The 26,345-nt window shown below is 60.1% G+C and carries 21 protein-coding genes; 12 read left to right on the top strand and 9 right to left on the bottom strand.

What is annotated here, in order from left to right; genetic code table 11:
- Positions 1-8 precede the first annotated feature (8 nt).
- From J2T55_RS01695 to J2T55_RS01670, 6 genes are read left to right on the top strand one after another with little or no spacing between them, the layout of a single operon-like run.
- Positions 9-1,253 carry an NAD(P)/FAD-dependent oxidoreductase gene (locus J2T55_RS01695; RefSeq protein WP_259053858.1) on the top strand — a complete coding sequence of 415 codons (1,245 nt, stop codon included), beginning with the start codon at positions 9-11 and terminating at the stop codon, positions 1,251-1,253.
- Positions 1,250-2,038 (top strand): DUF1365 domain-containing protein, encoded by a 789-nt coding sequence (locus J2T55_RS01690; protein ID WP_259053857.1) that lies wholly within the window; start codon positions 1,250-1,252, stop codon positions 2,036-2,038. Before J2T55_RS01695 ends, J2T55_RS01690 begins: the two co-directional genes overlap by 4 nt.
- An 11-nt stretch (positions 2,039-2,049) precedes the next feature.
- Positions 2,050-3,348 carry an SAM-dependent methyltransferase gene (locus J2T55_RS01685; RefSeq protein ID WP_259053856.1) on the top strand — a complete coding sequence of 433 codons (1,299 nt, stop codon included), beginning with the start codon at positions 2,050-2,052 and terminating at the stop codon, positions 3,346-3,348.
- A complete protein-coding gene (locus J2T55_RS01680; RefSeq protein WP_259053855.1) occupies positions 3,345-3,890 on the top strand; it encodes a DUF2878 domain-containing protein in 546 nt (181 codons plus the stop codon). The genes J2T55_RS01685 and J2T55_RS01680 overlap by 4 nt, the downstream gene beginning before the upstream one ends.
- Before the next feature lie 5 nt (positions 3,891-3,895).
- Complete coding sequence (locus tag J2T55_RS01675) at positions 3,896-4,693, top strand: DUF1295 domain-containing protein (protein ID WP_259053854.1); 798 nt, start codon at positions 3,896-3,898, stop codon at positions 4,691-4,693.
- A gap of 48 nt (positions 4,694-4,741) precedes the next feature.
- Positions 4,742-5,770, top strand: a complete 1,029-nt coding sequence (locus J2T55_RS01670) for an SAM-dependent methyltransferase (RefSeq protein ID WP_259053853.1) — start codon at positions 4,742-4,744, stop codon at positions 5,768-5,770.
- 2 nt (positions 5,771-5,772) lie between these two features.
- Here J2T55_RS01670 and J2T55_RS01665 read toward each other — a convergent pair whose 3' ends face one another.
- The 7 genes from J2T55_RS01665 to J2T55_RS01635 form a co-directional block, all read right to left on the bottom strand.
- The gene (locus J2T55_RS01665) at positions 5,773-6,207 is read right to left on the bottom strand and encodes a DUF1499 domain-containing protein (protein ID WP_259053851.1); all 435 of its coding nucleotides are present in this window, start codon (positions 6,205-6,207) and stop codon (positions 5,773-5,775) included.
- Positions 6,204-7,649: a cryptochrome/photolyase family protein gene (locus J2T55_RS01660; protein WP_259053850.1), complete on the bottom strand. Its 1,446-nt coding sequence runs from the start codon at positions 7,647-7,649 to the stop codon at positions 6,204-6,206. The genes J2T55_RS01665 and J2T55_RS01660 overlap by 4 nt, the downstream gene beginning before the upstream one ends.
- A 21-nt stretch (positions 7,650-7,670) precedes the next feature.
- Complete coding sequence (locus tag J2T55_RS01655; RefSeq protein ID WP_259053848.1) at positions 7,671-9,986, bottom strand: efflux RND transporter permease subunit; 2,316 nt, start codon at positions 9,984-9,986, stop codon at positions 7,671-7,673.
- Between the two features lie 3 nt (positions 9,987-9,989).
- Complete coding sequence (locus J2T55_RS01650) at positions 9,990-10,967, bottom strand: WD40/YVTN/BNR-like repeat-containing protein (protein WP_259053846.1); 978 nt, start codon at positions 10,965-10,967, stop codon at positions 9,990-9,992.
- Between the two features lie 101 nt (positions 10,968-11,068).
- Positions 11,069-12,430, bottom strand: a complete 1,362-nt coding sequence (locus J2T55_RS01645; protein WP_259053845.1) for a DUF1329 domain-containing protein — start codon at positions 12,428-12,430, stop codon at positions 11,069-11,071.
- Positions 12,430-14,157 (bottom strand): DUF1302 domain-containing protein, encoded by a 1,728-nt coding sequence (locus tag J2T55_RS01640; RefSeq protein WP_259053844.1) that lies wholly within the window; start codon positions 14,155-14,157, stop codon positions 12,430-12,432. Before J2T55_RS01640 ends, J2T55_RS01645 begins: the two co-directional genes overlap by 1 nt.
- A 161-nt stretch (positions 14,158-14,318) precedes the next feature.
- Positions 14,319-15,605, bottom strand: a complete 1,287-nt coding sequence (locus J2T55_RS01635; protein WP_259053843.1) for a serine/threonine-protein kinase — start codon at positions 15,603-15,605, stop codon at positions 14,319-14,321.
- A 294-nt stretch (positions 15,606-15,899) separates the two neighbouring features.
- Here J2T55_RS01635 and J2T55_RS01630 point away from each other — a divergent pair, with 294 nt between their 5' ends.
- Genes J2T55_RS01630 through pgi form a run of 3 tightly spaced genes read left to right on the top strand, consistent with a single transcriptional unit; the run spans position 15,900 to position 19,067 of the window.
- Entirely contained in the window at positions 15,900-16,337 is a 438-nt protein-coding gene (locus tag J2T55_RS01630) for a CBS domain-containing protein (RefSeq protein ID WP_259053842.1), read from the top strand.
- A gap of 36 nt (positions 16,338-16,373) precedes the next feature.
- Positions 16,374-17,450: a hypothetical protein gene (locus tag J2T55_RS01625; protein ID WP_259053841.1), complete on the top strand. Its 1,077-nt coding sequence runs from the start codon at positions 16,374-16,376 to the stop codon at positions 17,448-17,450.
- A 30-nt stretch (positions 17,451-17,480) separates the two neighbouring features.
- A complete protein-coding gene (gene pgi, locus J2T55_RS01620; RefSeq protein WP_259053840.1) occupies positions 17,481-19,067 on the top strand; it encodes a glucose-6-phosphate isomerase in 1,587 nt (528 codons plus the stop codon).
- Here pgi and J2T55_RS01615 read toward each other — a convergent pair whose 3' ends face one another.
- A complete protein-coding gene (locus tag J2T55_RS01615; protein ID WP_259053839.1) occupies positions 19,068-20,363 on the bottom strand; it encodes a serine/threonine-protein kinase in 1,296 nt (431 codons plus the stop codon).
- Positions 20,364-20,547: 184 nt separating this feature from the next.
- Between J2T55_RS01615 and J2T55_RS01610 the strand changes: the two genes are divergently transcribed.
- Entirely contained in the window at positions 20,548-21,852 is a 1,305-nt protein-coding gene (locus J2T55_RS01610; protein ID WP_259053838.1) for a sensor domain-containing phosphodiesterase, read from the top strand.
- A gap of 8 nt (positions 21,853-21,860) precedes the next feature.
- On the opposite strand, the gene dxs is transcribed toward J2T55_RS01610, so the two are convergent.
- Entirely contained in the window at positions 21,861-23,762 is a 1,902-nt protein-coding gene (dxs, locus tag J2T55_RS01605; RefSeq protein ID WP_259053837.1) for a 1-deoxy-D-xylulose-5-phosphate synthase, read from the bottom strand.
- A 238-nt stretch (positions 23,763-24,000) separates the two neighbouring features.
- Here dxs and hpnH point away from each other — a divergent pair, with 238 nt between their 5' ends.
- On the top strand, positions 24,001-25,128 hold the full coding sequence (gene hpnH / locus J2T55_RS01600; protein WP_259053836.1) for an adenosyl-hopene transferase HpnH: 1,128 nt from the start codon (positions 24,001-24,003) through the stop codon (positions 25,126-25,128).
- A gap of 69 nt (positions 25,129-25,197) precedes the next feature.
- Positions 25,198-26,316, top strand: coding sequence for a glycosyltransferase (locus J2T55_RS01595; RefSeq protein ID WP_259053835.1), 1,119 nt, complete (start codon positions 25,198-25,200; stop codon positions 26,314-26,316).
- Positions 26,317-26,345 lie beyond the last annotated feature (29 nt).

Genomic DNA, 26,345 nt, shown 5'->3' with positions numbered 1-26,345 from the left:
CACCGACCATGCGCATCGCGATCATCGGCAGTGGCATCTCCGGTCTGGTTTGTGGCTACCGGCTACATGAGCAACACGATATTACCGTCTACGAGGCCAACGACTATATCGGCGGCCATACGCACACCCATGATCTCGACATTGACGGCCAACAGCATGCGGTCGACAGCGGCTTCATCGTTTTCAACCGTTACAACTATCCGCACTTCAGCCGGCTGCTGGATCAGATCGGCATCAGCGCCCAACCAACATCGATGAGTTTCAGCGTGCATGACGAGGCCAGCGGCCTAGAATACAACGGCACCTCGGTCAACCGCCTGTTCGCCCAGCGCCGTAACCTGCTGCGGCCGTCGTTTCATCGCATGGTACTGGACATCCTCCGCTTCAACCGGGACTGCCCACGTCTGCTGGCCGGCAGCGACAACCAGCAGACGCTGGCGGACTACGTTGCCGAGCACGGCTACTCAACCGGGTTCCGCGATCATTACCTGATCCCGATGTGTGCCGCGCTCTGGTCGGCACCGCCCGGAACGATAGAAACCTTCCCGATCCGTTTCCTGGTGCAGTTCTTTCACAATCACGGCATGCTGGCGATCAACGATCGGCCACAGTGGCTCGTGGTCAGCGGCGGTTCGGCGCGCTATGTCCATGCCCTGACCCGTTCTTTCAGCGATCGCATCCGCCTGAACACACCGGTCCGGCGGGTCGAGGATCACGGCAACCACCAGCGCGTACTGACGGATAATGACAGCGCCGACTATGACCGGGTGATCTTCGCCTGCCACAGCGACCAGGCACTGGAATTACTGGCGGCGCCGACAGCGGTGGAACGAGCGCTGCTGTCAGCAATGCCCTACCAGGCCAACGAGGCGGTCATCCACACCGACGCCGGCCGCCTGCCGCAGCGGCGGCGCGCCTGGGCCAGCTGGAATTACCGCATTCCGGTGCAAGGCAGCGGCCAGGCGATGGTGACGTATTACATGAACAGCCTGCAGCGTCTGAACAGCCGCGAACCGATCTGTGTCAGCCTCAACCAGACGCAGTCCATCGCCCCCGAACGTATCATCAAGCGCCTGCGTTACACACACCCGTTGTTCGTGGCCCCGGCCGTCGCCGCGCAGTCGCGCTGGTCGGAAATTTCCGGCGTCAACGGCCGTCACTACTGCGGTGCCTACTGGGGTCACGGCTTCCACGAGGACGGCGTCAACAGCGCGCTGGCAGTTTGCCGGCAGCTGCGGGATGATCAGCCATGATCACGGGCAGCGCACTCTACCGGGGCTGGGTCCGCCACCGCCGCGACAGGCCGGTGGTCAATCACTTCCGTTACCCGCTGTTCATGGTCGGGCTGGATCTCGATGAACTCGACCGCGTCTTCGCCGGCCGCTGGTTCTGGTCGACGCGGCGCCCGGCGCCGGCGCGATTCCGGCGCGCCGACTATCTCGGTGATGCCAATGTGCCGCTCAAGCAGGCCGTGCTCGATCGCGTCGCGACCGAACTGGGCTTTCGTCCCGGCGGCCGCGTCGTCCTGCTGACGCATCTGCGCTATTTCGGCTGCCTCTTCAACCCGGTCAGTTTCTATTTCTGCCATGCCGCCGATCAGTCACTGAGCGCCATCGTCACCGAGATCACCAACACGCCGTGGCAGGAACGTCACGCCTACGTGCTCGATTGCCGCGAACACACCGCGGCGAACCACCGGCGCTTCGAGTTTGCCAAGGCCTTTCACGTATCCCCGTTCATGCCGATGGACCAGTACTATGACTGGCGTTTTACATGGCAGGACGAGCAAGTGACCATACACATGATCAACCACGACAGTGACGGTCGGCTGTTCGACGCGACCCTGGCGCTGCAGCGCCAACCGCTGACGGCCGGCTCAATGGCCCGCGTGCTGCTGGCCTACCCATGCATGACGCTGCAGGTTATCAGTGGCATTTACTGGCAGGCTTTCAAACTGTGGCTCAAGGGCTGCCCGTTTCATACGCATCCGAACAAGACGGCCGGGCAGTCACTGAACGATCACCAACACACGAATTAGGACTGTACGAGATGAACGAGACTGATTCCGACAAGTCATTATCGACCGAGACCGACGCCAGCACTCTGCCGGCCACCGGCGGCTGGATCGATCGCTGGCTGCGCCAGCGCATCATCGACAGCCTGGCGGCACTGCAGGGCGGACGTGTCACGCTGCAGGAAGGCGATCAGGCGCAGACGCTCGGTGACGACGACCCGCAGGCATTGCAGGCGACTATCGAGGTCATCGACCCGGCGTTCTATCGCCAGGTCGCACTCGGCGGCAGCGTCGGCGCCGGCGAGGCCTACATGGCCGGCCACTGGCGTTGCACCGAACTGACCACCCTGATCCGGATACTCGCCCGCAACCGCGCGCTGCTCGACCGCCTGGAAGGCGGCACCGCCTGGGTCAGCAGCCTGGCCAACAAGGGCCTGCACTGGCTGAACCGCAACAGCAGCAAGGGCAGCCGCAAGAATATCGCCGCGCACTATGACCTGGGTAACGATCTGTTCGAACGCATGCTCGATCAGACCATGATGTATTCCTGTGCTTTTTTCGAGCACTCCTACGATTCGCTGCAGCAGGCGTCACTGAACAAGCTGGATCGCATCTGCCGCAAGCTGGAATTGAGCCCAGACGATCATGTCATCGAAATCGGTGCCGGCTGGGGTGGCTTCGCCATCCATGCGGCAAGGCATTACGGCTGCCGGGTCACCACCACAACCATCTCGCAGGAGCAATACGACTTCGCCCAACAGCGGATTCGTGCCGCCGGTCTCGGCGATCGCGTCGAACTGCTGTTTGAGGATTACCGTAAACTCGAGGGCCAATACGACAAACTCGTGTCGATAGAAATGATCGAGGCGGTCGGCCACCAGTACCTGGACACCTATCTCAAGCAGTGCAGCGATTTGCTCAAGGCCGATGGCAGCATGCTGTTGCAGGCGATCACCATCGAGGACCAGCGCTATGCCCATGCCATCAAGGAAGCCGATTTCATCAAGCGCTATATTTTCCCCGGCAGCTTTATTCCGTCGGTCGCGGCGATCAACCAGTCGCTGGCACGGGTAAGCGACCTGCGACTAACTGATCTGGAAGACATCGGCCTGCATTACGCGCAAACACTGCGCCTGTGGCGCGAGCAGTTCTTCGCCCATCAAGGCGCGCTTGAAGCACGCGGTTACGACGCCACCTTCCAGCGCATGTGGGAATTCTACCTGTGCTACTGCGAAGGCGGTTTCCTCGAACGCAGCATTAGCGATGTTCAGATGTTGCTGACCAAACCCCGCTGCCGCAACTGGCAGTCGCTTGCCGGCGTAATACCGCAATGAAACCCGCGATCATCGCCAACTTCGTTTTCTTTAATGCCGTCTGGTTTGCCTGCGTACTCGGTGCCGCCGCCGGCAATGCCTGGATTGGTCTGTTGGCGCTGGCCGCCTTTGCCGCCTGGCAGATCGGTATCAGCCCGCATCGCTTTGCCGACATCCGCCTGTTACTGATCGCCGGTATCATCGGGTTCATCGTCGACACCGGCTACGCCTGGAGCGGGCTCGTACAGTACGCTGATCCGGCGCCGTCGAGCGGCACCGCGCCCTGGTGGATCGTCGCCCTGTGGATGAATTTCGCCCTGGCGCTGAATCATTCGCTCAAATGGCTGCAACCGTATCCATTGCTGGCCTCGGTGTTCGGCCTGATCGGCGGGCCGCTGGCCTACTACGGCGGCATCAAGCTCGATGCGGTGTTTCCGCAGGTGCCACTGCTGCAGGTCATGATCGTATTCGGTCTGGCCTGGGCCGTGGTGACGCCGTTACTGACCGCGATCGCGCTGTGGACGCGCACCGGCGTGTTCATCCAGAAACCCCAACCGGATTGATCACCATGCTCGGGTCCATGCAACCACTCTGGCTTCTGCTTTATGCCACCCCCGTTGTCTGCATCATCATGGCCGGCGTCTGGTGGCTGCAGGTCAAACTCAAAGATGCCGGCATCGTCGACCTGGCCTGGTCGCTGTGCCTGGGCGGCCTGGCGATTGGCTATGCGGCGCTGGCGCCCGGTGCGCTGCTGCCGAAGCTGTTCATGCTGCTGTTTGCGCTGGTCTGGTCATTGCGCCTGGCCGTGCACCTGTTCGTGCGTATCCGTGACTATCCCGAGGACGGCCGCTACCGTTATTTGCGCGACTACTGGGGCGAACGCGAGCAAACCGGCTTTTTCTGGTTCTTCCAGGCCCAGGCCGGTTTCGCGATCATCTTTTCGATCCCGTTTCTGGTCGCGGCCAGCAACCCGGTGGCCGATTTCACGCCCTGGATCGCGCTGGCCGTCGTATTCTGGCTGGTGGCACTGACCGGTGAATCGATCGCCGACTGGCAACTGGCCCGCTTCAAGGCACGCCCTGACGCAAAGGGCAGAACCTGCCGCGAGGGTCTGTGGCGCTACTCGCGCCACCCGAACTACTTCTTCGAATGGCTGCACTGGTTCGCCTATGTCTGCCTGGCAGTGGGTCATCCGTACTGGTGGCTGGCGCTGCTGACCGGACCGGTGCTGATGTTTGTTTTTCTGTTTCGTTTCACCGGCATTCCCTACACCGAGCAGCAGGCGATCCGCTCACGCGGCGACGACTACCGCGACTACCAGCGTACCACCAGTGCCTTCTTTCCCTGGTTTCCGCGGCGGCGATAATCACGCCTGGCGCTTCAACAACTCATCCCCCTGCATAGATAAAGCACCATGACACCGATAGAACTCTGCGAACGCGGCCTGGTCCCCGACAGGCTCACGCGTATTGGCATGCGCCGACTCATGCGCCAGCGCCTGAACGATGAATTTCGTGACGCCGAACAGCAGTTCGCGCGTTATCAACAATTATTGACTGACTTCAGCCACGGCCCGATCGCCGTGGCCACCGACAAGGCGAATGAACAGCACTACGAAGTGCCGGCGGAATTCTTCCAGCTGTCACTGGGCCGGCACCTGAAATACAGCAGCGGCTACTGGCCTGTGGGCGTCGACAATCTCGATGCCGCCGAGGCCGCCATGCTGGCGCTGACCTGTGAACGCGCCGAACTCGACGACGGCATGGACATTCTCGAGCTGGGCTGCGGCTGGGGCTCGGTCACACTGTGGATGGCCGAACACTATCCGCGGGCACTCATTACCGCCGTGAGCAATTCAGCCAGCCAGAAAGCCCACATCATGGAACAGTGCCGCCAGCGCGGTATCGACAACGTGCGCATCGTCACCGCCGACATCAACGAATTTGCCGGCGACCGGCATTTCGATCGTATTGTCTCGGTGGAGATGTTCGAACATGTACGCAATCACGCCGAACTGATGCAGCGCATCAGCGGCTGGCTCAAACCCGGCGGCAAGCTGTTCGTGCACATCTTCTGTCACCGTCTGCTCACCTATCCGTTCGAAACCGAAGGCGAAGACAACTGGATGGGGCGGCACTTTTTCACCGGCGGCCTGATGCCATCGGAAAACTACCTGCTCAACTTCCAGCAGCAGCTGTTGCTGGACGCGCAGTGGCGGCTGTCCGGTCGCCACTATGCACGCACCGCCGAGGCCTGGCTAGAGAACACCGACTGTCATCGCGCCCGCATTCTCGCGCTGTTTCGCGATGTCTACGGCGACACGCAGGCGGCGATCTGGCTGCAACGCTGGCGCATGTTCTACATGGCCTGCGCCGAGCTGTTCGGTTACGAAGATGGCAACCAGTGGCTGGTCGGCCATTACCGCTTCCGCAAAAACGGCTAGGCCTATTGCGCGGTCAGAAAGCGACTGCGCAGCGTGTTGATGCGATCGCGGTTGACGTCGAAATCGTAGAGGCCGACGCGCGCGCTGGAACGCACGTGGATAAGCTGCTCTGCAGGTACAAACAGGAATTCGAGATCGTCGACGAAATTGAACCAGTCGCTGCGTACCTTGGCGTGCAGGTAATGTTCCTCCACCTTGACGATGCGCACCTCGTCCATGGCCTGCAACACATCGAGCAGGGTCTGGCGGGCTTCGGCGAGACTGCCGCTGTAGCGGATCGGCGCGACGCGATCGTCCGGATCACTGGCCTGTGAAGAGACGCAGCGTGGCGCCCACGGGCAGTCCGCCAGTCGGCCGTCGTCGGCCCCCAGGTTGGCCGGCGTGGTATTGCAGCCGGCCATGATGAACAACAACAACAGACAGGTCAGATGTTTCATGTTTTTTTCTTGATGGTATCCAGGGCCGCCAGCGCTGCCTGGCGTGCCTGTTTGTGATCGACAATCGGCTGCGGATAGGTCTTCCCCAGAACCACACCGGCACTTTTCAGTTCATCCGCATCCGCCTGCCAGGGTGCCAGCAACGCCTTGTTGCTCAATGCGTTCAGTTCCGGCACCCAGTAACGCACATAGTCGCCATTGGGGTCAAAGCGCTCGGCCTGACGCACCGGATTGAAGATGCGAAAGTACGGCGCGGCATCGGCACCACAGCCGGCTGCCCACTGCCAGCCCAGCGTATTGTTGGCCAGATCGGCGTCGACCAGCGTATCCCAGAACCAGCGCGCACCTGCCAGCCAGTGTACCAGCAGATGCTTGACCAGAAACGACGCCACCACCATGCGCACGCGGTTGTGCAGGTAGCCACTATGCCAGAGCTCGCGCATGCCGGCATCAACCAGCGGGTAACCGGTTTCGCCACGCTGCCAGGCGCGCAGGCCGGCCGTGTTCCAGCGCCAGGGAAAATCACGGTAGGCGTCGTTCAGTGGGGCCTGCGCGGTATGCGGAAAATGATACAGCAGGTGATGGCCGAACTCGCGCCAGCCAAGCTGGCGCAGATAGGCCTCGGCATGCCGGGTTTCACTGACGTAACCCCGTTCGATCTCGTGTTCGCGCACCGCGTGCCAGACCTGGCGCGGGCTCAGTTCGCCGAAGTGCAGCCGCGGCGACAATCGCGACACACCGTGCACGCCGGGATAATCGCGCTGCTTCGGATAGCCCTGAAAATCGTCTGCAAGAAATTCACGCAATGATTCGCGTGCGCCCTTACTGCCGAAAGTCCAGTGGGCACGAATACCGCCGGCCCAGTCGATCCGGGGTTCGAGTTCGAGCGCATCGAGTTTCAATGAACGCGGCCACTTGTCCGGCGCGCGCAGCTTGCGCACCGCCGGCAACGGCGCGACGGGTTCGCCGAGCTTGCGGCAATGACGCCAGAACGGCGTGAACACCCGGAACGGCCGGCCCTGTTTATTGAACGTCTGCGACGGTTCCAGCAGCAGATTGCCGTTGAAGCTTTCGACGGTCACGCCCTGGTCACGCAGCTGTGCCTTGATGCCGGCATCGCGCTCGACGACAGCGGGTTCGTAACGACGGTTCCAGAACACGGCTTCGGCCGCGCTGCTTTTGATCAGCTTGCCGAGTTCGGCAAGGCTGTCACCCCGGCGAATGATCAGCCGCGAGCCCAGCCGTTCCAGCTCGGCACTCAACGAGGCTAGCGACTGATGCAACCAGTAACGACCGGCACCGCCCGGTGGCCAGTCGCCCTCCTCGTCCGGCGCCCAGATGAACACCGGGATCACCACCCCACCGCGATCGCAGGCGGCCCTGAGGGCGGGATTGTCAGCCAGGCGCAAATCCTGGCGAAACCAGACAATGGCAGCAGTCATGTTGTAAACGATAAAAGGATCTCAGGTGCGATTGACGATCAGCAACCAGCGGGCCAGCGCCGGCAGCAACAGCATGGCCCCAAGCATGCTGACCAGAAACATGAAAACCAGGAGCATGCCCATATCCGCCTGGAACTGCAACGCTGAACAAATCCAGGTCATCACGCCGGCCGACAGCGTCAGTGCTGTTGTCAGTACCGCGGTACCGGTCGACGCCAGCGTCTGTTCATAGGCCTGCGTGAACGTGAATCCGGCGTCCAGGTATTCGCGCAGGCGGCTGAAAATATAGATGCCATAGTCAATACCGATGCCGACGCCCAGCGCCACCACCGGCAGCGTGCTGATCTTCAGACCAATGTGCAGGTGACTCATCAAGGCATACGTCAACAACGAAGTCAGCGCCAGCGGCAATACGATCGCGACAGTCGCGGCCGGCGAACGGAAGTACAGCAGGCACAGCAGTATGACCGCTGCGTATACGTACAGCAGGATCGGAAACTGCGCCGCGGCGATGACATCGTTGCTGGCGGCCATGACGCCGACGTTGCCACCAGCCAGCCGGTAATCGACGCCGCTGTCCGGCTGGGCGGCGCGGTGGCTCTCAATAGCATCAATGATGCTGGTGATCGTTTCCGCCTTGTGATCACGCGTGTAGGCAATCACCGGCATGACGCTGCAGTCATTGTTCAGCAGACCACTCGATGTCGGCACATGCGACACTGCCTGCGCCAGCGCCGCCGGATGCCGCGGCAGCGTCGCCCATTTCAGGCTGCCCTCGTTCAGTGCCGCGTTGATGTGGCTTGCCTGCTGCGGCAGTGACTGCACCAGTGTCACCTGCGGATGGTTGAGCAGGCGCCAGGCAAACGTGTCGACGGCCTGCATGGTCGTGTGATCGGTGCAGGCCTGTGCTTGCGTAGTGGCGTAGACACTCAGGGTATCGACGCCAATACGGAAACGCTCGGCGATGGCACGGCTGTCCTGGTTGTATCGGGCCTCGGTCCTGAGCTCGGGCACACCGATCTGGCGATCGCCGATATGCACCTGGCTGCCGGCGTAGAGGCCATAGGCAAACAGCAACGCGGCCATAATCAGAACTATCAGCGAACCACGGCGCCCGGCTACCAGCGCCAGCGCGCGCCAGCATCGCCCCAGAGTCCGGGCACGTTGCTGCATGCCCTGCCGGTAGGTCGCCGGCAGGGTCACGCCGGCCAGCAGCAGCGGCAACAGCAACAGGTTGGTCAGGATCACGACCGCCACCCCGAGGCTGGCCGTCAACGCCATTTCGCGGATGATGCCGATGTCGATGGCGAGGATGGTGACAAAGCCAAGGGTATCGGTCAGCAGGGCCATGGCCCCCGGCAACAACAGGCGTTCGAATGTCGAGCGGCTGGCCGCGGCCACGCTTTGCCCCGCGCTGATGCCGGTGCGCCAGCGCCCGAGCATCTGGATGCCATGACTGACACCAATGGCAAATACCAGAAACGGCACCAGCATCGACATGGGATCGAGCCCGAAGCCGAGTAACGGCAGCAGCCCCAGCTGCCAGCTGACCGCAACCAGCGAACAGACGATCGGCAGCATTGCCAGCCGCCACGAGCGGGCATAGACGGTGACCAGCAACCAGGTCACCAGCAGGCCGATTAAAAAGAAGGCTGCGACCGTGTACGCGGCGTCGGCGATCGCCCCCACCAGCGGCGCAAAACCGGTGATATGCACGTCGTATTGTTCGGCGAACGGCGCGCGGATTTCGCGTTCCAAGTATTCGGCCACCGCAAGGTAATCGAGTCGCTCGCCGGTCTGCGGATCGGTTTCCAGCAGTTCCGCACGGACCAGCGCGCCACTGAAATCATCGGCCACCAGCCGGCCGACAAGATCGGCCTTGAGAATATTGGCGCGCACCTGCTCGAGCGCCGAGTCGCTGAAGTCAAAATCGGCGGGAATGACATTACCGCCACGCAGACCTTCCTCGACCACTTCGGTGTAGCGTACGTTGGGCGTGAACAGCGAACGCACCTGGGTGCGATCGACGCCGGGCAGGAAGAACAGTTTGTCGGTCAGCGTCTGCAGATCCCGGAAAAACGCCGGCGTGAACATGTCGCCGTCACGACTGTGCAGTGCCACCAGTATGCGGTCGGCGCCACCGAAGGTATCCGCGTGTTCGCTGAACACCTGCATGTACGGATGCGCGCGTGGCACCTGTTTCGCGTAACCGGCATCGAAGCGCAACTGTGTCGCCGCCGCCAGCATCAGCAACGTGACCAGCACAAAACCGCCGATGATGAACCGGCGCCAGTGGAACACGGTTGCGGACAGGCGTTGCAGTATCACCGGCGACATCGACTATGGCTCCAGCGCGCGCAACTCGGCGAGATCCACGCTTAACAGACCCGCGTCGCTGGCCAGCAGCAAAGTCTCGCCCGGCCCCCGGACCACGGCCTGCAGCGCCGGCCGCCCCGGATACCGCCAGACGTGAACGGCGGCACTGGCCGTCGCGCGATACAGCACCACGCCACCGTGACCGACAAACACCTGCTCACCACCGGCCAGCACCCGACCGTCGGTCAGCGTCTGTCGCGTGTCGGCTGGCAGGCGCCGCCACTGCCGGGGCGACCGTAATTGGCCGGCGTACAGGTGACCGCGCAGTCCGGCCAGGTAAAACGTATCGGCAGCGCCAGCCACCAGGGCAAACCAGGAACCTGTATAAGGCGAGGACAGCTGCTGCCAGTCAGCACCCGCATTCGACGAGGCAAAAAGCTGACCCGCCTCGGCGGCGATCAGCAGGCGGCCGTCATGCTGTAGCACGGTGTGCAGGTGTGGTTCGTAATCCGTGGCGTCGCTGGCATCCGCCGCCGGCGTGAACGGCCGGCGCTGCCAGCTGCGGCCGGCGTCCTGCGAGACCAGGTACAGGCCATGGGCGCCGATCGCGATCACCTCGCGTTCATTGATGAACAGCACATCGAGTAACGGCGCCTGCCAGTCGGGCTGTGCGTGGGCCCGTTGCCAATGTTCACCACCATCATCGGTACAGAGAATGACCGCATCGTGCCCGACGGCACAACCGCGCTTGTTGTCATGAAAATCAACTGCCGTCAGCAACACACGCGTCGGCACGATTCGCTGTTGCCAGTCGTTACCGTCAGTGGAAAAAAGCACGTGTCCGCGTGCACCGACAGCATGAAAACCTTCGTCCGTGCGAACCAGATCCAGCAGCAGCGACTCGTCTGCCAGCGGCGCCGGCCAGGCACTGTCGGCATGGACCCCGGCGCCGGGCAGGCAAACCAGTGTGAACAATAAAAATATGGTGCCCGGACAGCGCATGGATTCCCCGCTATGTCGTTATCAAGCCCACCGTATGACGATGGCTGGCAACGCCAGGTTATGAACGGACGCAGCAATCAGACAGCCGCGTACGGCACGCATTAGCGCATGCCGTCACGGCGCAGGGCGTTGGGCGTGAACTCGTAAGCGTCGAACTCGACGTCGAAGTCATAGGGCTGACCCTCGTTATACAGACCGATGGCGAGGTAACGTCCGGACTGCAAATCGGTGTGTACGTCCAGCGCCGACCAGGTCATCGGCACGTCATAGAAATTCATGGCGAAGGCCTCGGAGACACGCCAGAGCTCGTCGCGATTGTCGTACTGATCGACGGCCAGGATCTGCCAGGAGTCCTCGTCGATATAAAACGTGCGCCGCTTGTAGATATGCCGGGCGCCTTCCTTCAGTGTCGCCTCCACCACCCAGACCCGGTGCAATTCGTAGCGCGTGTGCGCCTGGTTGATGTGCCGGGGTGTGAGAATGTCGGCGTAGGACAGCTCGGGACTCTGCAAACGATAGTTGTTGTACGGCACGATCATTTCGCGTTTGCCTTTCAACTCCCAGTTGTAGCGCTCCGGCGAACCGTTGAACATGTCCAGCTGATCATTGGTGCGCATACCGTCGGAAGCGGTACCCGGGTTGTCGAAGGCGACGCTGGGCGCGCGCCGAACGCGCCGCTGGCCGGGATTGTAGATCCAGGCCTGGCGGTTCTCGCGGTTCTGGTTCAGGGTCTCATGCACCAGCAGAATGCTGCCCGACAGGCGCGCCGGCGCCAGCACTTCCTGCTTGAAGTACAGGAGGATGTTGTCGAGGTTATCGACAGTGGTCTCCGCCAGGCTGTAGTTCATGCTGAAGCGGTCGCGAAACTCGACCAGGCTGTAGTCGCCGGAACGGGTCGGCGCCGCCTGAATGATACGCCGGTCGATGTAATCGCCGCGGTAGCGCAGCATGTGATTCCAGATCACTTCCAGACCGCTGTCCGGGATCGGGAACGGGATACCCACCGCCGCATCCTCGACGCCATTGCCGTCGGCCGTCAGTTGCGTCTGCCCGGCGATCGCGCGCGTCGCTTCGGCAATACGCGCCGGTACGCTGGCACTGCGATGACTGGGATAAACCGGCATGAAGTAGCTGTCCGGGTACTGCCGCAGCAATGCCTTGTGACCCGCCGTCAACTGATCGGCATGGGCGTCCATGTTGTCGGCGGTAATCGTCAGCCGCGGCGTTTCATCGGCATAAGGATCGACATAGTGTTCGCCCGGGCGGTAGTCCGCCGGCGGCTCGGTGATGCCGCCGCGCCACTCGGGGATGCGGCCGTCCGCGCTGCCGGCACGCTCGCCGCCCAGCGGCGTCAGCTCATCGCCCAGTTGCTGTAATTTCGTGTCATCGGCGGCCAGCGGCGCGCCGACACCCAGTAGCAGCATGGCAAGCAGAATACTTTCGCTGTAAAAACGGCGTCTCATCAGAACGAATACCTGAGCGTGAATGAAGCAAAATCGCGGTCGTTGAGCAGATTATGGCGGCCGGCGCCGAAGAAGTTCGTATAGCTGAAGTCGGCCTCCCAGTTCTGCTGATAGGTCGCCTTCAGGCCCAGCGTCACCGCCTTGCGATCCTCAACAAAATTGGTGATCGGCGCCGGCGTGGTGCCGCTGACGTCGTGCGACCAGGCGATGCGCGGCTGCAGATTGATGCCGGCAAAAACGTTGTTGTACTCCAGACGCCCGACCAGCCGATAGCCCCACGACGTGGCATCGGCAAAATGCGTCCAGGATTCGGTCTCGCCGGCAGCAGTCGGCGCATGGAAAGCCGCCAGCGCTTCGTTACCGCTGATGAACGTACCCGGCCCGTCCAGGCGCAGGTCGCGCTTGTCCGGCATGTCATGAACGTGGGTGATGCCGACCTCGGCAAGCAGCAGACCCTGGTTGGCCTTGAGCAGCGGTCCCAGCACCTTTGTGGCCGTGAACTGCAGCTGGCTGACGTCGCGTTCGATGTGCCCGGGAACATCGGTGGCGAAGCCGAAGCTGCCAATCTGGTTCTGATTGGCCAGCGGACAGGCGGCGGGTGAAATGCCGCATTGTGCGCCCAGGGCCGCAAACAGCAACTCGACATCATCCACCTGCAGGGGCTGATCGAGGCGGTGAGAAATCTCGCCCTGCAGGGCTATGCCGGTATTGCCGAGTTCGGTATTAAGACTGGCGCCGAACAACCGGATGTCCTCGGGATAGCTGATGAAATAGCGCGCCGAGCCGGGATAGTTCCCTGCCATGGCACCGGCGGCGGTGCCTGTACGTGCATTCACGATCGGCAGACGACTGTGGTAATTGATGAAGTAAAAGCCGACTTCACTGTAGTTCCAGTCCGGCAGATAGGCGCGCAGTGCGGCGCCGTACTGGCCGCCATGCTCGGGCCGATCGTCGGCGCCACGCGGTACGGCGCCAACCGGTGATGGCTGATCGCCAATAAAATCGTCAAGACCGCCGAAACCGAGATAGACAAAGCGGCCGCCGTCGCCGACAAAGTCGTTGGTACTGAAATACGTGCCGGGCGGTTCGAGTTCGGTTTCCTCGTGGTCGTACTGGTAGAACGCCTCCAGCGACAGGTTCGGGCTGAGGCTGAGGTTGCCCCAGATCACGCCGACCGGCAACAACGCCTCGCGTAATTCGGCACCGGGCACCCGCAGCTTGCTGACATCAAACGGGTTGATGGCATTGATGCCGTTCTGAATGAAAGTGCTTTCACCCCAGTTCACCACCTGTTCACCAATGCGCAGCTCCGCCGGCCGATCAGCCACATCAAAACGTACCGACAGATAGGCATCCAACAGGCGCAAGTCCTTACCCACCCGGTCGATGGCCGCTTCCGTAAGCGGCGTACGCTCGGTCGAGCCGCCATCGTTGAGTGTGTCGCGCAGGCCGGTACCGCGCACGAACAGACCGAAATTGCGATAGTGCGCCTCCAGTTCACTGGTAACCAGGAACGCATTGCTTATCAGGCCGCGGTCGTAATTAAGGTTACCGTCATCGGCGTTGACCGAGTAGGCGTTGCCGCCATTGGCTATACCTACCAGGTCCGGATCCCGAGCACTGACCCGGTAGTTCTGCCCCCAGGACAGCGTAGTATCCAGACGGCCGCTGATATCGCCCAGCTCGAAGTCCACCGCCGGGGCCGCGGGCGCGATAACGCCCAGCAAGCCAATCAGCGCCCCCCGTCTGACAATGCTGCATCCAGGCCGACTGTAGCCACACGACATTACAAAGGGTCCCCCGCCAAGTTACCGGTTAAACCGGCTGATTATTATATCGGCATCATAGCGTTAGCCGCTCATGAAGCAAATACCGGATACACATTAGTTCAGGCGGACAGCCGCTCCGTGGTGGTCGACAGGCGATGGATCATGGTACGCAGGAACACCTTGAGGAACCGCACCTGGCAGTTCATCGACACCTGGGATATGACGGTGGAATTGATTTTCAGCAGCGAGGTCTTCTCTTCCGCCGTGATGGTGGCAGTGCGCTTGGTCTTGGCGAGATAACCCATTTCACCGAAGCAGTCACCCTTGCCCAGCACGCGGATACTGCTACCGCCTTTTTTTACCGCCACGCTACCGCCAACGATAATGTAAAAACAGTCGTCGAGATCACCCTCAACAATAATTTCCTCGTCCATTCCATAGTCCTGCCAGGTGCTGGCACGCAGTATTTCCCAGATTTCGACATCCGGAAAACCGAGGAAAAATTCGAGATTTTTGACCGAGTAGAACTGTTCCTGGCTGGAAACTTCCTCGCTGGGCCCCTCCAGTGAATCAAATGCCCGGCTGAGATCCGAGGCCAGGTCCAGGCCCATGCGATGACGTTCATTTATATCCTTGGCAACGGCCTTGCGAAAGATATCTTCCAGGACGCCGGGCAATTCTGTCCGGTACCCGCGCATGGCTGGCGGCTCTTCATTCAGTATTTTGCTCACCAGACGTGAAAAATTTTCGGCATAAAATGGGTGCCGGCCCGTAAGCAGCTCATACATGACAACACCGAGGGAGAACAGATCACTCTGACTGGTCACAAAGTCCTCGCGCAACTGCTCGGGTGACATGTAGCGTGGCGATCCGATCATGCCCAGCGGCATCGTTTCTGTGGAGTCCGCCTTGTTGATATGGGCGATACTGAAATCACCGATCTTGATGTCCTGGTCCGGGGTGATCAGGATATTCGAAGGCTTGATATCACGATGTACGATACCCTGACGATGCGCATAATCCAAAGCCTTGGCACATTTGAAGACAATTTCTATGACACGCTCCACCGGCAGCAGGTTATCGACACGGCAGAAATCCTTGAGCGTCTGGCCGCCATCAATGAATTCCATGACGATATAGCAATTGTCATCATCCGTACCGGCATCGAAAATACTGATGATATTGGGGTGTTTCAGCATGCCGGCGGTATGCGCCTCGTTAAAAAACATCTTGCGATAGCGTTCGCCGGAATGAGGATCGTTCAGGGACTCCGACAGGGCCACCTTGATGGCGACGGGGCGGTCCGCATACGGGTCGTGGCCCAGATAGACAATCCCCATGCTGCCACGGCTGATCTGCCCCCTGACTTCGTATTTGCCCAGCTTGTCGGGGATGGTATTAATCATAACCCTATGTTTTTTTTATAAAATACTGTATTTCTGGTGTCTTGTTTCATGACCGGAAAGACGTCAATAGCGCCTCACCGGCACCCCATGGTACTGGATTGGTAACGCCGGCACACCGCCCGGTTGACGCTTTTTTGCCGCTGACTGCGACTGTGCTATCGTTGTTCGAGGCATTGTCGGCACGTCCGCAGTGTCGCCTGGTACCGGCACGACAAGACCAATTATATATAAAACCGGTTTGCGTGACGGTGACGTAGCTCGCACGGGGACAATCTGAGGCACAGAGGTGTTTAAATGACAACCACGGTCCGGCAAATACTGGAAAACAAAGGCTACAGCATACATTCGGTCACCCCTGACACATGGGTTATCGATGCTATCAAACTCATGGCTGAAGCCAGCGTAGGCGCCCTTCTCGTAATGGACAATGATCAGGTCGCCGGTATTGTTTCCGAACGCGACTATACCCGCAAGGTTATATTGAATAATCGCTCGTCACAAAACACACGAGTGCGCGACATCATGACCTCCAACGTGGTTTCCGTCAGGCCGGACCAGAATATCGAGGATTGCCTGGTCATGATTTCCGGCCACCAGATACGCCATCTGCCGGTTGTGGAAAACGGCATGGCGGTAGGCATGCTGTCGGTGATGGATGTTGTAAAAACCATCATCTCGGAAAAAGAATTCATCATAGAACAGCTGGAAAACTACATTTCCGGCGCGGTTTGATGATGCCGCCCCTGCATTCCGACTTGCCATGATTGTATGCGCAATGTACTGATCACATTTGTCATTCTCATCCTTATTGTTGCTGGTTATCTTCACTTCCAACCGATAGCGGATCCGGCCGCACCGCGCCCGGCCGAATCACTGGCGGAAGAGGAAAATGAACCAGCTGCACCACAGGATGCAGCCAGTAACGACACGAACAATCCGGCCGCTGATGAAAAGCAACTGCGCCAGGAAGCCGAGCGATATGTTTCCGAGATCATAGAACACGAAGACAATACGGTTGAAGTCGAAAGTGCCGACGACTTCATCAGTCGTGACGAACCAATTGCATTGCTTGCCGGCAAGCAGTATGAGACACGCACGCTGAATCAGCTCAAGGAAGAGATGAAGCCGGACGCGCCACTGACCATTGTACGCCAGCAGGAACAGGTAGAAATGACCACGACCAAGGAACTGCTGACGCAAAGTGGTGGCAACCTGAAAACGTCGGTGCTGGTGCTTGATGGCGGCGACGTTCGCGAAACCACGATCGGCGAAATCATCGAGCAGCGCGACAATGCGGAAGCGCCAATCTCGGTGATCCGGGAAACGGAGCATCTGGAAATCACCACCGTTAGCGAGCTGATGGAAGACGACAGCATTACGGCCGATCAGTCCCTGAAAGTCATCCGTGAACCCTATCGGCTGCAAAGTACCACGATTAATGAGCTGCTCATGGGCGAAGAAGCCGTATCTGAAAATTCGATCTTCTACATTCGAAATATCACCAAGGACGACATCCAGGGTCTCTGGGGCATCGTACACAATGGCCTGGTCAAGAATTTTGCCAGCGGCATCGCCCTGCGGCGTGGCCAGAAAATACGCAAATACCAGGTCGATATTCCTACCGATGCCGACGAGCGACTGGCTGACCAGTCAAGCTCCTTTCTCGGCAAGATGATCGATCGCAAGACGCATGAGTCATTCGTCTACAATTATCAGAAGGGCAAGATGGGTAAAAGTCCTGACATCATCCACCCGGGGCAGGAAATCGTGCTCATCGGCTTCACCCCCGAAGAGCTCTACCAGATTTATGAACATTTCGTGACCCGTTCCGAGTCACGTTCCTGAAACACTGGCAGTCAGCCGAGACGTCCGGACATGAACCTGCGACTTACCGAGGCGCGCGCCTGGCAGGCGCTGACCGAGCATTTTCCGGAAATGCGCGATCAGCATTTGCGGAATCTATTTGCCGCTGACCCGGAACGGGTGCGATGTCATACACTGGAGGTTGGCCCACTGTATGCCGACTTTTCCAAGCAACCCATCACCGCGACGACACTCGACCTGTTTGCACGCCTGGCCGACGAGATGGAACTGTCCAGCGCCCGCAAACAGTTATTCAATGGCGCAAACATCAACGTAACCGAGAACCGGGCGGCCCTGCATACGGCATTACGCGCTGCTGATACGGACGCGTCATTGGCGGCGGAAACTCAGTCCGCCATCCGTCACGAACTGGCACGCATGACCGATCTCCACCGCCGCCTGACCATCGGCCAGGTGACGGGTTTTTCCGGCCAGGCCATAAGTCACGTCATCCATATCGGCATCGGTGGCTCGGATCTCGGACCGCGCCTGCTCGCCGAGGCCCTGGGGACACAACAGACCAATCTCGATATCAGGTTTGTCGCCAACCTGGATCCGGCTGACCTGGAACGGACCCTGGCCGACTGCGCACCGGCCCGTACGCTGTTCATCATTTCATCGAAGTCGTTCACGACCCTGGAGACGCGCAGCAATTTCGACGCCGCGCGCCGCTGGTTGCAGGCAGCCGGTTGCCACGATGCTGACCTGCAACGCCACTTCATCGCCGCCACTGCCAGTAGCGACACCGCCATTGCCGCCGGCATTGATGCGAATAACATCTATCGTTTCTGGGACTGGGTCGGCGGCCGCTACTCCGTCTGGTCGGCAGCCGGTCTGGGCGCCTTCCTCGCCGTCGGTCCAGCTTCGTTTGAACAATTCCTAGCCGGCGCCCGGCGCATGGATCAACATTTCCGCGACAGTGACTGGCGCCATAACCTGCCGGCCCTGCTCGCGTTCATCAGCGTCTGGCAGGTGAATTTCTTCAATTATGGCAGCCATGCCATCGTCCCCTACGATCAGCGCCTCAGCCGTTTGCCCGACTATCTGTGCCAGCTGGTCATGGAAAGCAATGGCAAATCGCTGCGTCAGGATGGCCAGCCCATCGATTGGCAAACAGCCCCCGTCACCTGGGGTGGTGTCGGCAGCAACGCCCAGCATTCATTCTTCCAGGCTCTGCACCAGGGCACTCGGGTGGTACCGGTGGATTTCATGGCGCCGTTGGCCGGCGACGCCAGCGACACACGTCAGCGCAATTTACTGCTCAGCTGCCTGGCACAATCGCGCGCGCTGATGTGCGGTCAACACCATCCCGGAGAGCCACAGCGCGACTGTCCGGGCAACCGCCCCAGCAACACGTTGCTCTACCCGCAACTGTCCGCCGAGGTGCTCGGTATGCTGCTGGCCCTGTATGAACACAAGACCTTTGTCCAGGCCCAGCTTTGGCAGATCAATCCCTTCGATCAATGGGGCGTGGAACTGGGTAAAAGCATGACCCGGGAACTGGCGCAGCAGGTGGAGACACCCGCGAGCAACACCAGCCTCGATGCCTCGACACGCAGCCTACTGGAACGTTACCGCGCCGCCACCGGGGCTGAATAATCAGCCGGATTGTGCCGCCAGCAAGCTGGTCGTATCGGCCAGACGCCGCACCAGTGTCTTCATGAACATGCGCGTAAAATGCAACTGACACTCGGTGGAAACCTGCTCGATCAGGGTAGCATTGATCTTCATCAGGCTGACCCCGGTACGGGCCACGATACTGGCACTGCGGCCGGCCTTGGTGAGATAACCCATTTCGCCGAAACAGTCGCCGGCTTCCAGCAAACCGACATAAATCTGGTTCTTGCGAACCTCGACGACACCATCGAGCAGGATGAAAAACGAATCGTCCATGCCCCCTTCACTGATGATAACTTCGCCCGCTGCAAACTCCTGCCAGCTACAGGCACGAACGATCTCCCATAACTCGGCATCACTGAAATCGGCAAAGAAATCCAGATCCCGGATGGTGTTGAATTTCTCCTTGATTTCGATTTCGGTCTCTGGCTGCTCCAGATGATCAAAAGCCAGGCTCAAATCGGCAGCCAGATTGAGCCCCATTTTGTAACGCTTGGCGGGCAGTTTCTGTAGTGAATGGAAAATGATCTTTTCCAGGATATCCGGCATGTCGCTTCGATAGGTGCGCAGCGGTGGCGGAGCTTCATTGGTGATCTTATGTATCAGGCGGGAAAAAGTGTCAGCCGCAAACGGATGGCTGCCGGTTAATAATTCGTACATGATGATACCAAGCGAAAACAGATCCGTCTGATTGGTGATCGTGTCTTCCTGCACCTGTTCCGGGGACATATAGCGGGGCGAACCAACGAAACCGGTCGGCAGAGTATTGGCCGTATCTGCCGTCATCAGATGAGCGATACTGAAATCGCTGATTTTGACCATGCCCTCCTGGGTCAGCAGTATATTACTCGGCTTAATATCACGGTGGATAACCCCCTTGCGGTGTGCATAATCCAGTGTCTTGGCACAAATGAAGATGATCTCGATCACACGCTTGTAGGGCAGCAGGTTTTTAGCCCGACAGTAGTGACGTAGTGTCTCGGCGTGATCCACCAGTTCCATGACGATATAGCAGGCATCACCATCGACGCCGGCATCGAACATCTGCACGATATTCGGATGCCGCAGGCGACCGGCAGTATGCGCTTCATTGAAGAACATCTTGCGATAGCGCGGTCCGACTTCCTTATCGCGCAGGGATTCGGCCAACGCTACCTTGACGGCAACACGGCGCTTCTCATAGGGATCGTAGCCCTCGTAAACAATCCCCATGCTGCCGCGACCAATCTGCCGGACAATATCGTATTTTCCCAGTTTTTCCGGAATAGCGTCGGTCACGCCTGGTCCACCCCTGATGGTCTATTCATGGCCCGATTGCCAACAATCACTTTATAATCGAATCAAGCGGTTGTGGAAACCCCGATCGGAACCAGCCTGCGCCGGAACTGCCCGATGACAGCTTCTTTGCCGGCCAGCGCCGCTACCGGTAGGCCACCGCGGTGCGATCATATATGATTGCGTCATGTCCGACGCCCTGCTCAAGATTGAACGTTCCATCCGTGAAAACGACGGCTTGCTAACGGGCCGTTTTTCGCAGTTCGAACTGTTCAGTCTGTTCCAGCCTATCTACAGCTTCGCACACAAACGACTGGTGGGCTGTGAAGGCCTCACGCGCTGCGTCGATCAAACCGGCCGGCTTATTCCACCGGGCCGCCTGTTCGGCTCCACCCAGTCAATGCAGGATACCATTCACCTGGACCGGCTGATGCGTGCCCTGCATATCGGTAATTTCACCATGCGCAAACGTGACAACGCCTGGCTGTTTCTCAATGTCAGCCCGGTCGTGGTCATTAATGGCAACCGGCATCAACCCTTCTTCAGCGAGCTGCTGAAGAAATACGACTTTCCGCCCCAGCGCGTTGTCATCGAGATCATGGAAACCGCCATACCTGACGAAAACGCGCTGGAAAGAACCGTTGCGCATTACCAGGAACTGGGCTGCATGGTTGCCATTGATGACTTCGGTGCCGGCCACTCCAATTTCGAGCGTATCTGGCGTCTCAAGCCCAATATCGTCAAGCTGGATCGAATCATGATCCAGCGAGCCGCCATGGATACCAGTATTCGTCGCAGTCTCGGCACAATCGTTGCACTGGTTCACGAAATGGGGGGCCTGGTACTGGCCGAGGGCATAGAAACCGAGCAACAGGCGGTCATGGCAATCAATGCCGACATCGATCTCGTGCAGGGTTTTCTGTTCGCCGAGTCATTCAACCCGGCCAACCCGTCGCCGGATCACGCGGAATTATTCGAACGCATCAACGAACTGATGATTCGCCAGAACATCGACGATGAAGACGAATTCCGGCGCTCGGTCAAAGACTATGTCGAGGCATTTACCCGTTGCGCGAACATGCTCGCTGCCGGTCTGAACATTCATACCGCCACCGAGGAAATGGCGCGCATGGATCGCGTCATGCGGTTTTATCTGCTCGATGAATCAGGCACCCAGATCGGCGAGAACATCAGCTCACAGCAACGCAGCAAAACGCGCGATCCGCGACTGGCGCCGTTGACCGACACCCAGGGCGCCAACTGGGGACACCGCCCCTACTTCCGGCGTGCCATGGCACACCCGAACGAGGTACAGATGACACGCCCCTACCTGTCGCTGGTCGATGCGCGCATGTGCCTGACGCTGACCCGGATGGTCAAACTGCAGCATGAACGGGCCGTGTTATGCTGCGACCTTGAATGGCGTGACGGTGATCAGGGTCACCTTCCTGACACGGATACCGATCCGGGTTTTTCCGCCCTGTCAGACTGACGCCGCGGTCAGCCCTGGCCGGCCTGGTTCTTGATAATGGCCGGTTCGGCGCCGTCGCAGACGCTGGCGACAAAGGTACTGAAAGCCTCAACTGTCAGCCCGGCGTCATACAGCATATCCTCGCGCGAACCATGTTCCAGCAGGCGGTCCGGCAGACCATAATTGGCAATGCGCACATGGACGTTATGCGCGGCCAGCACCTCGTTGACGGCGCTGCCGGCACCACCATGGACGACATTTTCCTCAATAGTAATCAGCTGCCCGTGGCTGGCGGCGAGCTGCAGGATCATGTCCTCGTCGATCGGCTTGATGAAGCGCATATTCACAACCGTCGCATCGATCGTCTCGGCTACCTGCAGGGCGATATCGAGCATGACGCCAAAAGCGAGGATAGCAGTACCCTGTCCCTGTCGCCGCAGTTGTGCCTTGCCCACAGGCAGGGCGGTCATCTGCTTGTCGACCGCCACGCCCGGGCCACTGCCGCGCGGATAACGCACAGCCGCCGGCTGGTCCAGGCAATGACCGGTATAGAGCATCTGCCGGCACTCGTTCTCATCGGCCGGTGCCATCAGCACCACGCCCGGCAGACAACGCATGAAACTGATGTCGTAGGAGCCGTTGTGTGTCGGGCCGTCGGCACCGACCACGCCAGCACGATCGATGGCGAACAGGACCGGCAACTTCTGCACAACGACGTCATGAATCAGCTGATCATAGCCGCGCTGCAGAAAGGTTGAATAGATCGCCACCACCGGCTTGAGGCCGTCACAGGCCATGCCAGCGGCTACCGTCACACTGTGCTGTTCGGCGATGCCGACGTCGAAATAGCGATCCGGGTACTCCTGCTGGAAGCGCTTCAGGTCCGAGCCCTCGCACATGGCCGGCGTAATCGCCACCAGGCGGTCGTCCTCGGCGGCCATGTCGCAGGCCCAGTCGCCGAAGATGTTGCTGTAACTCGGTTGCTTGGCCTTTTTCGACGGTACGATCCCGAGCTGGGGATCGAACGGCGTGACGCCGTGGTACTTGACCGGGTCGTCCTCGGCCGGTGCGTAGCCCTTGCCCTTCTGCGTAATGATATGCAGGAACTGCGGCCCCTCGAGCTGCTGGATATTGCGCAGCGTGCTGAGCAGCGTCGGCAGATCGTGACCGTCGATGGGGCCGATGTAATTGAAACCGAACTCCTCGAACAGGGTCCCGGGCACGATCAGCCCCTTGACGTGTTCCTCGGCGCGACGCGCCAGTTCCCACATCGGCGGCATCATGGACAGCACGCGCTTGCCCTGCTCCTTGACCGAGGCGTAGATCTGGCCGGACAGGATCTGCGCGAAGCGGTTTGACAGCGCACCAACATTCGGCGATATGGACATGTTGTTGTCATTGAGGACGACCAGCATGTCGGCGTTGAGATCGCCGGCGTGGTTCAGGGCTTCAAAAGCCATGCCGGCCGTCAGCCCCCCATCGCCGATGATGGCCACGGACTTGCGGCCGCTATTGCTTTGCCGGGCCGCTATGGCCATGCCCAGAGCGGCACTGATCGAGGTGCTCGAATGGCCGACACCAAAGGTGTCGTAGTCGCTCTCCTCGCGCTTTGGAAACGGCGCCAGGCCGCCCCACTGGCGGATGCTCGGCAACTGGGCCCGGCGGCCGGTCAGGATCTTGTGCGGATAGGCCTGGTGGCCGACATCCCAGACCAGTCGATCCTCGGGCGTGTTGTACAGGTAGTGCAGCGCGATGGTCAGTTCGATGGTACCGAGCCCGGCCGCGAAATGGCCGCCGCTCTGGCTGACCGAATCCAGCAGCGCCGTGCGCAGTTCCTCGGCCAGCGTCTCAAGCTGGGATTCCGGCAGTCGGCGCAGGTCCGCGGGGATCTGGATCGTGTCTAACAACGGGGTCGCGTGGTTCTCGGCCATCACTCGGGTCCGTATCAATCTAGGTAAACGACCATTATCACCAGTGCATGAAAACCGTGCAAGGGAATCTCAGGCCGACTGAACGGTCCCTGGATAGGGCGTGATGCAAACGGCATAACCCCATGCCACACCTGTACATTTTGACGGGCATCCCTTAACCTTTACCATTTGGTCGGAAGCAAGCCCGTGGCGCACCGGGCAGTCGTGGTTATCAAGAACAATTTGGAGCATCTTTACTATGGGCGTACCCCTGATCCAGCAATATCGTGTCGGCAAGTACATCCTCGGCAAGAAAATCCGCCGGGAAAAGAAATACCCGCTGGTGCTGATGCTGGAACCGTTGTTCCAGTGCAACCTTGCCTGCGCCGGTTGCGGCAAGATCGACTACCCCGACGAAATCTTGAAAAAGCGTCTCAGTTACGAGGACTGCATGGAAGCGATCGATGAATGCGGCGCTCCGGTCGTCTCGATCGCCGGCGGCGAACCGCTGATTCACAAGGAAATGCCGGAGATCGTCGACGGCTATATCCGCAAGAAGAAATTCGTCTACCTGTGCACCAACGCGCTGCTGCTCGACAAGCGCATGGACGACTACACGCCATCGCCGTATCTGACGTTCTCGATCCACCTCGATGGCAACCGCGAGCATCATGACGCCTCGGTCTGTCGCGAAGGCGTCTACGACAAGGTCGTCGAGGTCGTGCGCAAGGCGCTGGACCGTGGCTTTCGGGTCACGGTCAACTGCACCCTGTTCCAGGGTGAAACCGCCAACGATGTAGCCGAGTTCATGGATACAATGATGGCACTCGGTGTCGAGGGCGCGACCATCTCGCCCGGCTACGAGTATGAGCGGGCGCCGCGCCAGGACGTGTTCCTCAAGCGCAGCGAGACCAAGCAGCTGTTCCGTGACATCTTCAAGCTTGGCAAGGGCCGGAAATGGCGCTTCAACCAGTCGTCGCTGTATCTCGACTTCCTCGCCGGCAACCAGACTTACGAATGCACCCCCTGGGGCAACCCGACGCGCAACATCTTCGGCTGGCAGAAACCCTGCTACCTGCTGGTTGGCGAGGGCTATGCGTCCAGCTTCAATCAGCTGATGGAGGAAGTCGACTGGGAGCAGTGGGGCACCGGCCGCAATCCCAAGTGCGCCAACTGCATGGTGCACTGTGGCTATGAACCGACGGCAGTCGATGATACTTTTGCCAGCCCGCTGAAGGCGCTGAAGGTGTTTCTCAAGGGACCGCGCACCGACGGGCCGATGGCACCGGAACTGCCGGTCCGCTACAGCGACGAGGATGTGGCCAAGCCGCATCTGGTCTCTGAGAACAAGGGCGGTTCCAGTTGCAGCAGCCAGAAGGTCGCCTGACGCCGGTTCGTCGCCGGGCCGTCAGCGGCGGCCCCGGATGCCTGTCAGCAAGCGCCTGATCCCGGCTTCATGATGGCGGCATTCGCCCTGGTCACGCTCGCGCTGTGTCTCTGGATCAGCGTTCTGTTGCTGCCGTGGCAGCCGTGGCGGGTGCGCGAACGCTTCACGCCAACGGCACAGCCTACGCCGTCGCTGCGCGAGGTCACCGTGTTGATCCCGGCCCGCAACGAAGCCGACGTGATCGGCTCGACCCTGACGGCGTTGCGCGCCCAGGCCGCCGATATCAACGTGATCGTGATCGACGACGACTCGACCGACGGTACCGCGGCAGCCTGTCGCTACGCGGGCCTGAAAAACCTCGATATCCTGCGCACGCCAGCGTTGCCGGCCGGCTGGAGCGGCAAGCTGTGGGCCCTGGAACAGGGTTACCGCCAGGTCAGCACCCCCTACATTCTGTTGCTGGACGCCGATATCCTGTTGCAGGCTGGCGTGGTCGGCGGGCTGCTCGACAAGCTCAGGCGCGAGCGTCTGCAGCTGGTCTCACTGATGGCGCGCCTGCGCATGGTCAGCGCCTGGGAAAAGCTGCTGATGCCGGCCTTCGTGTATTTTTTCAAGTTGCTGTACCCGTTCGCCCTGGCCAACCGGCCGGGTTCAAGGCTAGCCGCCGCGGCCGGCGGCTGCATTCTGCTGGAAAAGGCCGCCCTCGATAATATCGGCGGCCTGCAGAGCCTGCGCGGCGCCCTGATCGATGACTGCACGCTGGCGCAGCGGATCAAGCGCAACGGCGGCCGCATCTGGCTGGGACTGAGCCATGCCGCGATCAGCCTGCGCTGCTACGAGTCGCTGACGACAATCTGGCAGATGGTCAGTCGCACGGCCTATACCCAGCTGCGTTACTCGCCCTGGCTGTTGCTGATCTGTGTGGCCCTGCTCGGCATCAGCTTCATCGTGCCGCTTATCGCACTGTTTTTCCCGGGCCCGGTGCAGACCATGGCCATCGTGGCGATCATGGCCATGGCGCTCAGCTATGGGCCAACGCTGCTGTACTACAATCTATCGCTGGTATGGTTGCTGACACTGCCACTGGCCGCGATCCTGTTCGCCCTCATGACCCTCGACTCCGCGCGCCAGCACATCAGCGGCCACGGCACACAATGGAAACAGCGTCACTACAGCGAACCGGGCTGAATGGCGGACGTCCATAGGTACTGACAATT

The sequence above is a fragment of the Methylohalomonas lacus genome (genome assembly GCF_024808875.1).
GTDB lineage: Bacteria > Pseudomonadota > Gammaproteobacteria > Methylohalomonadales > Methylohalomonadaceae > Methylohalomonas > Methylohalomonas lacus.
This window is presented reverse-complemented; position numbering and strand designations above follow the sequence as displayed.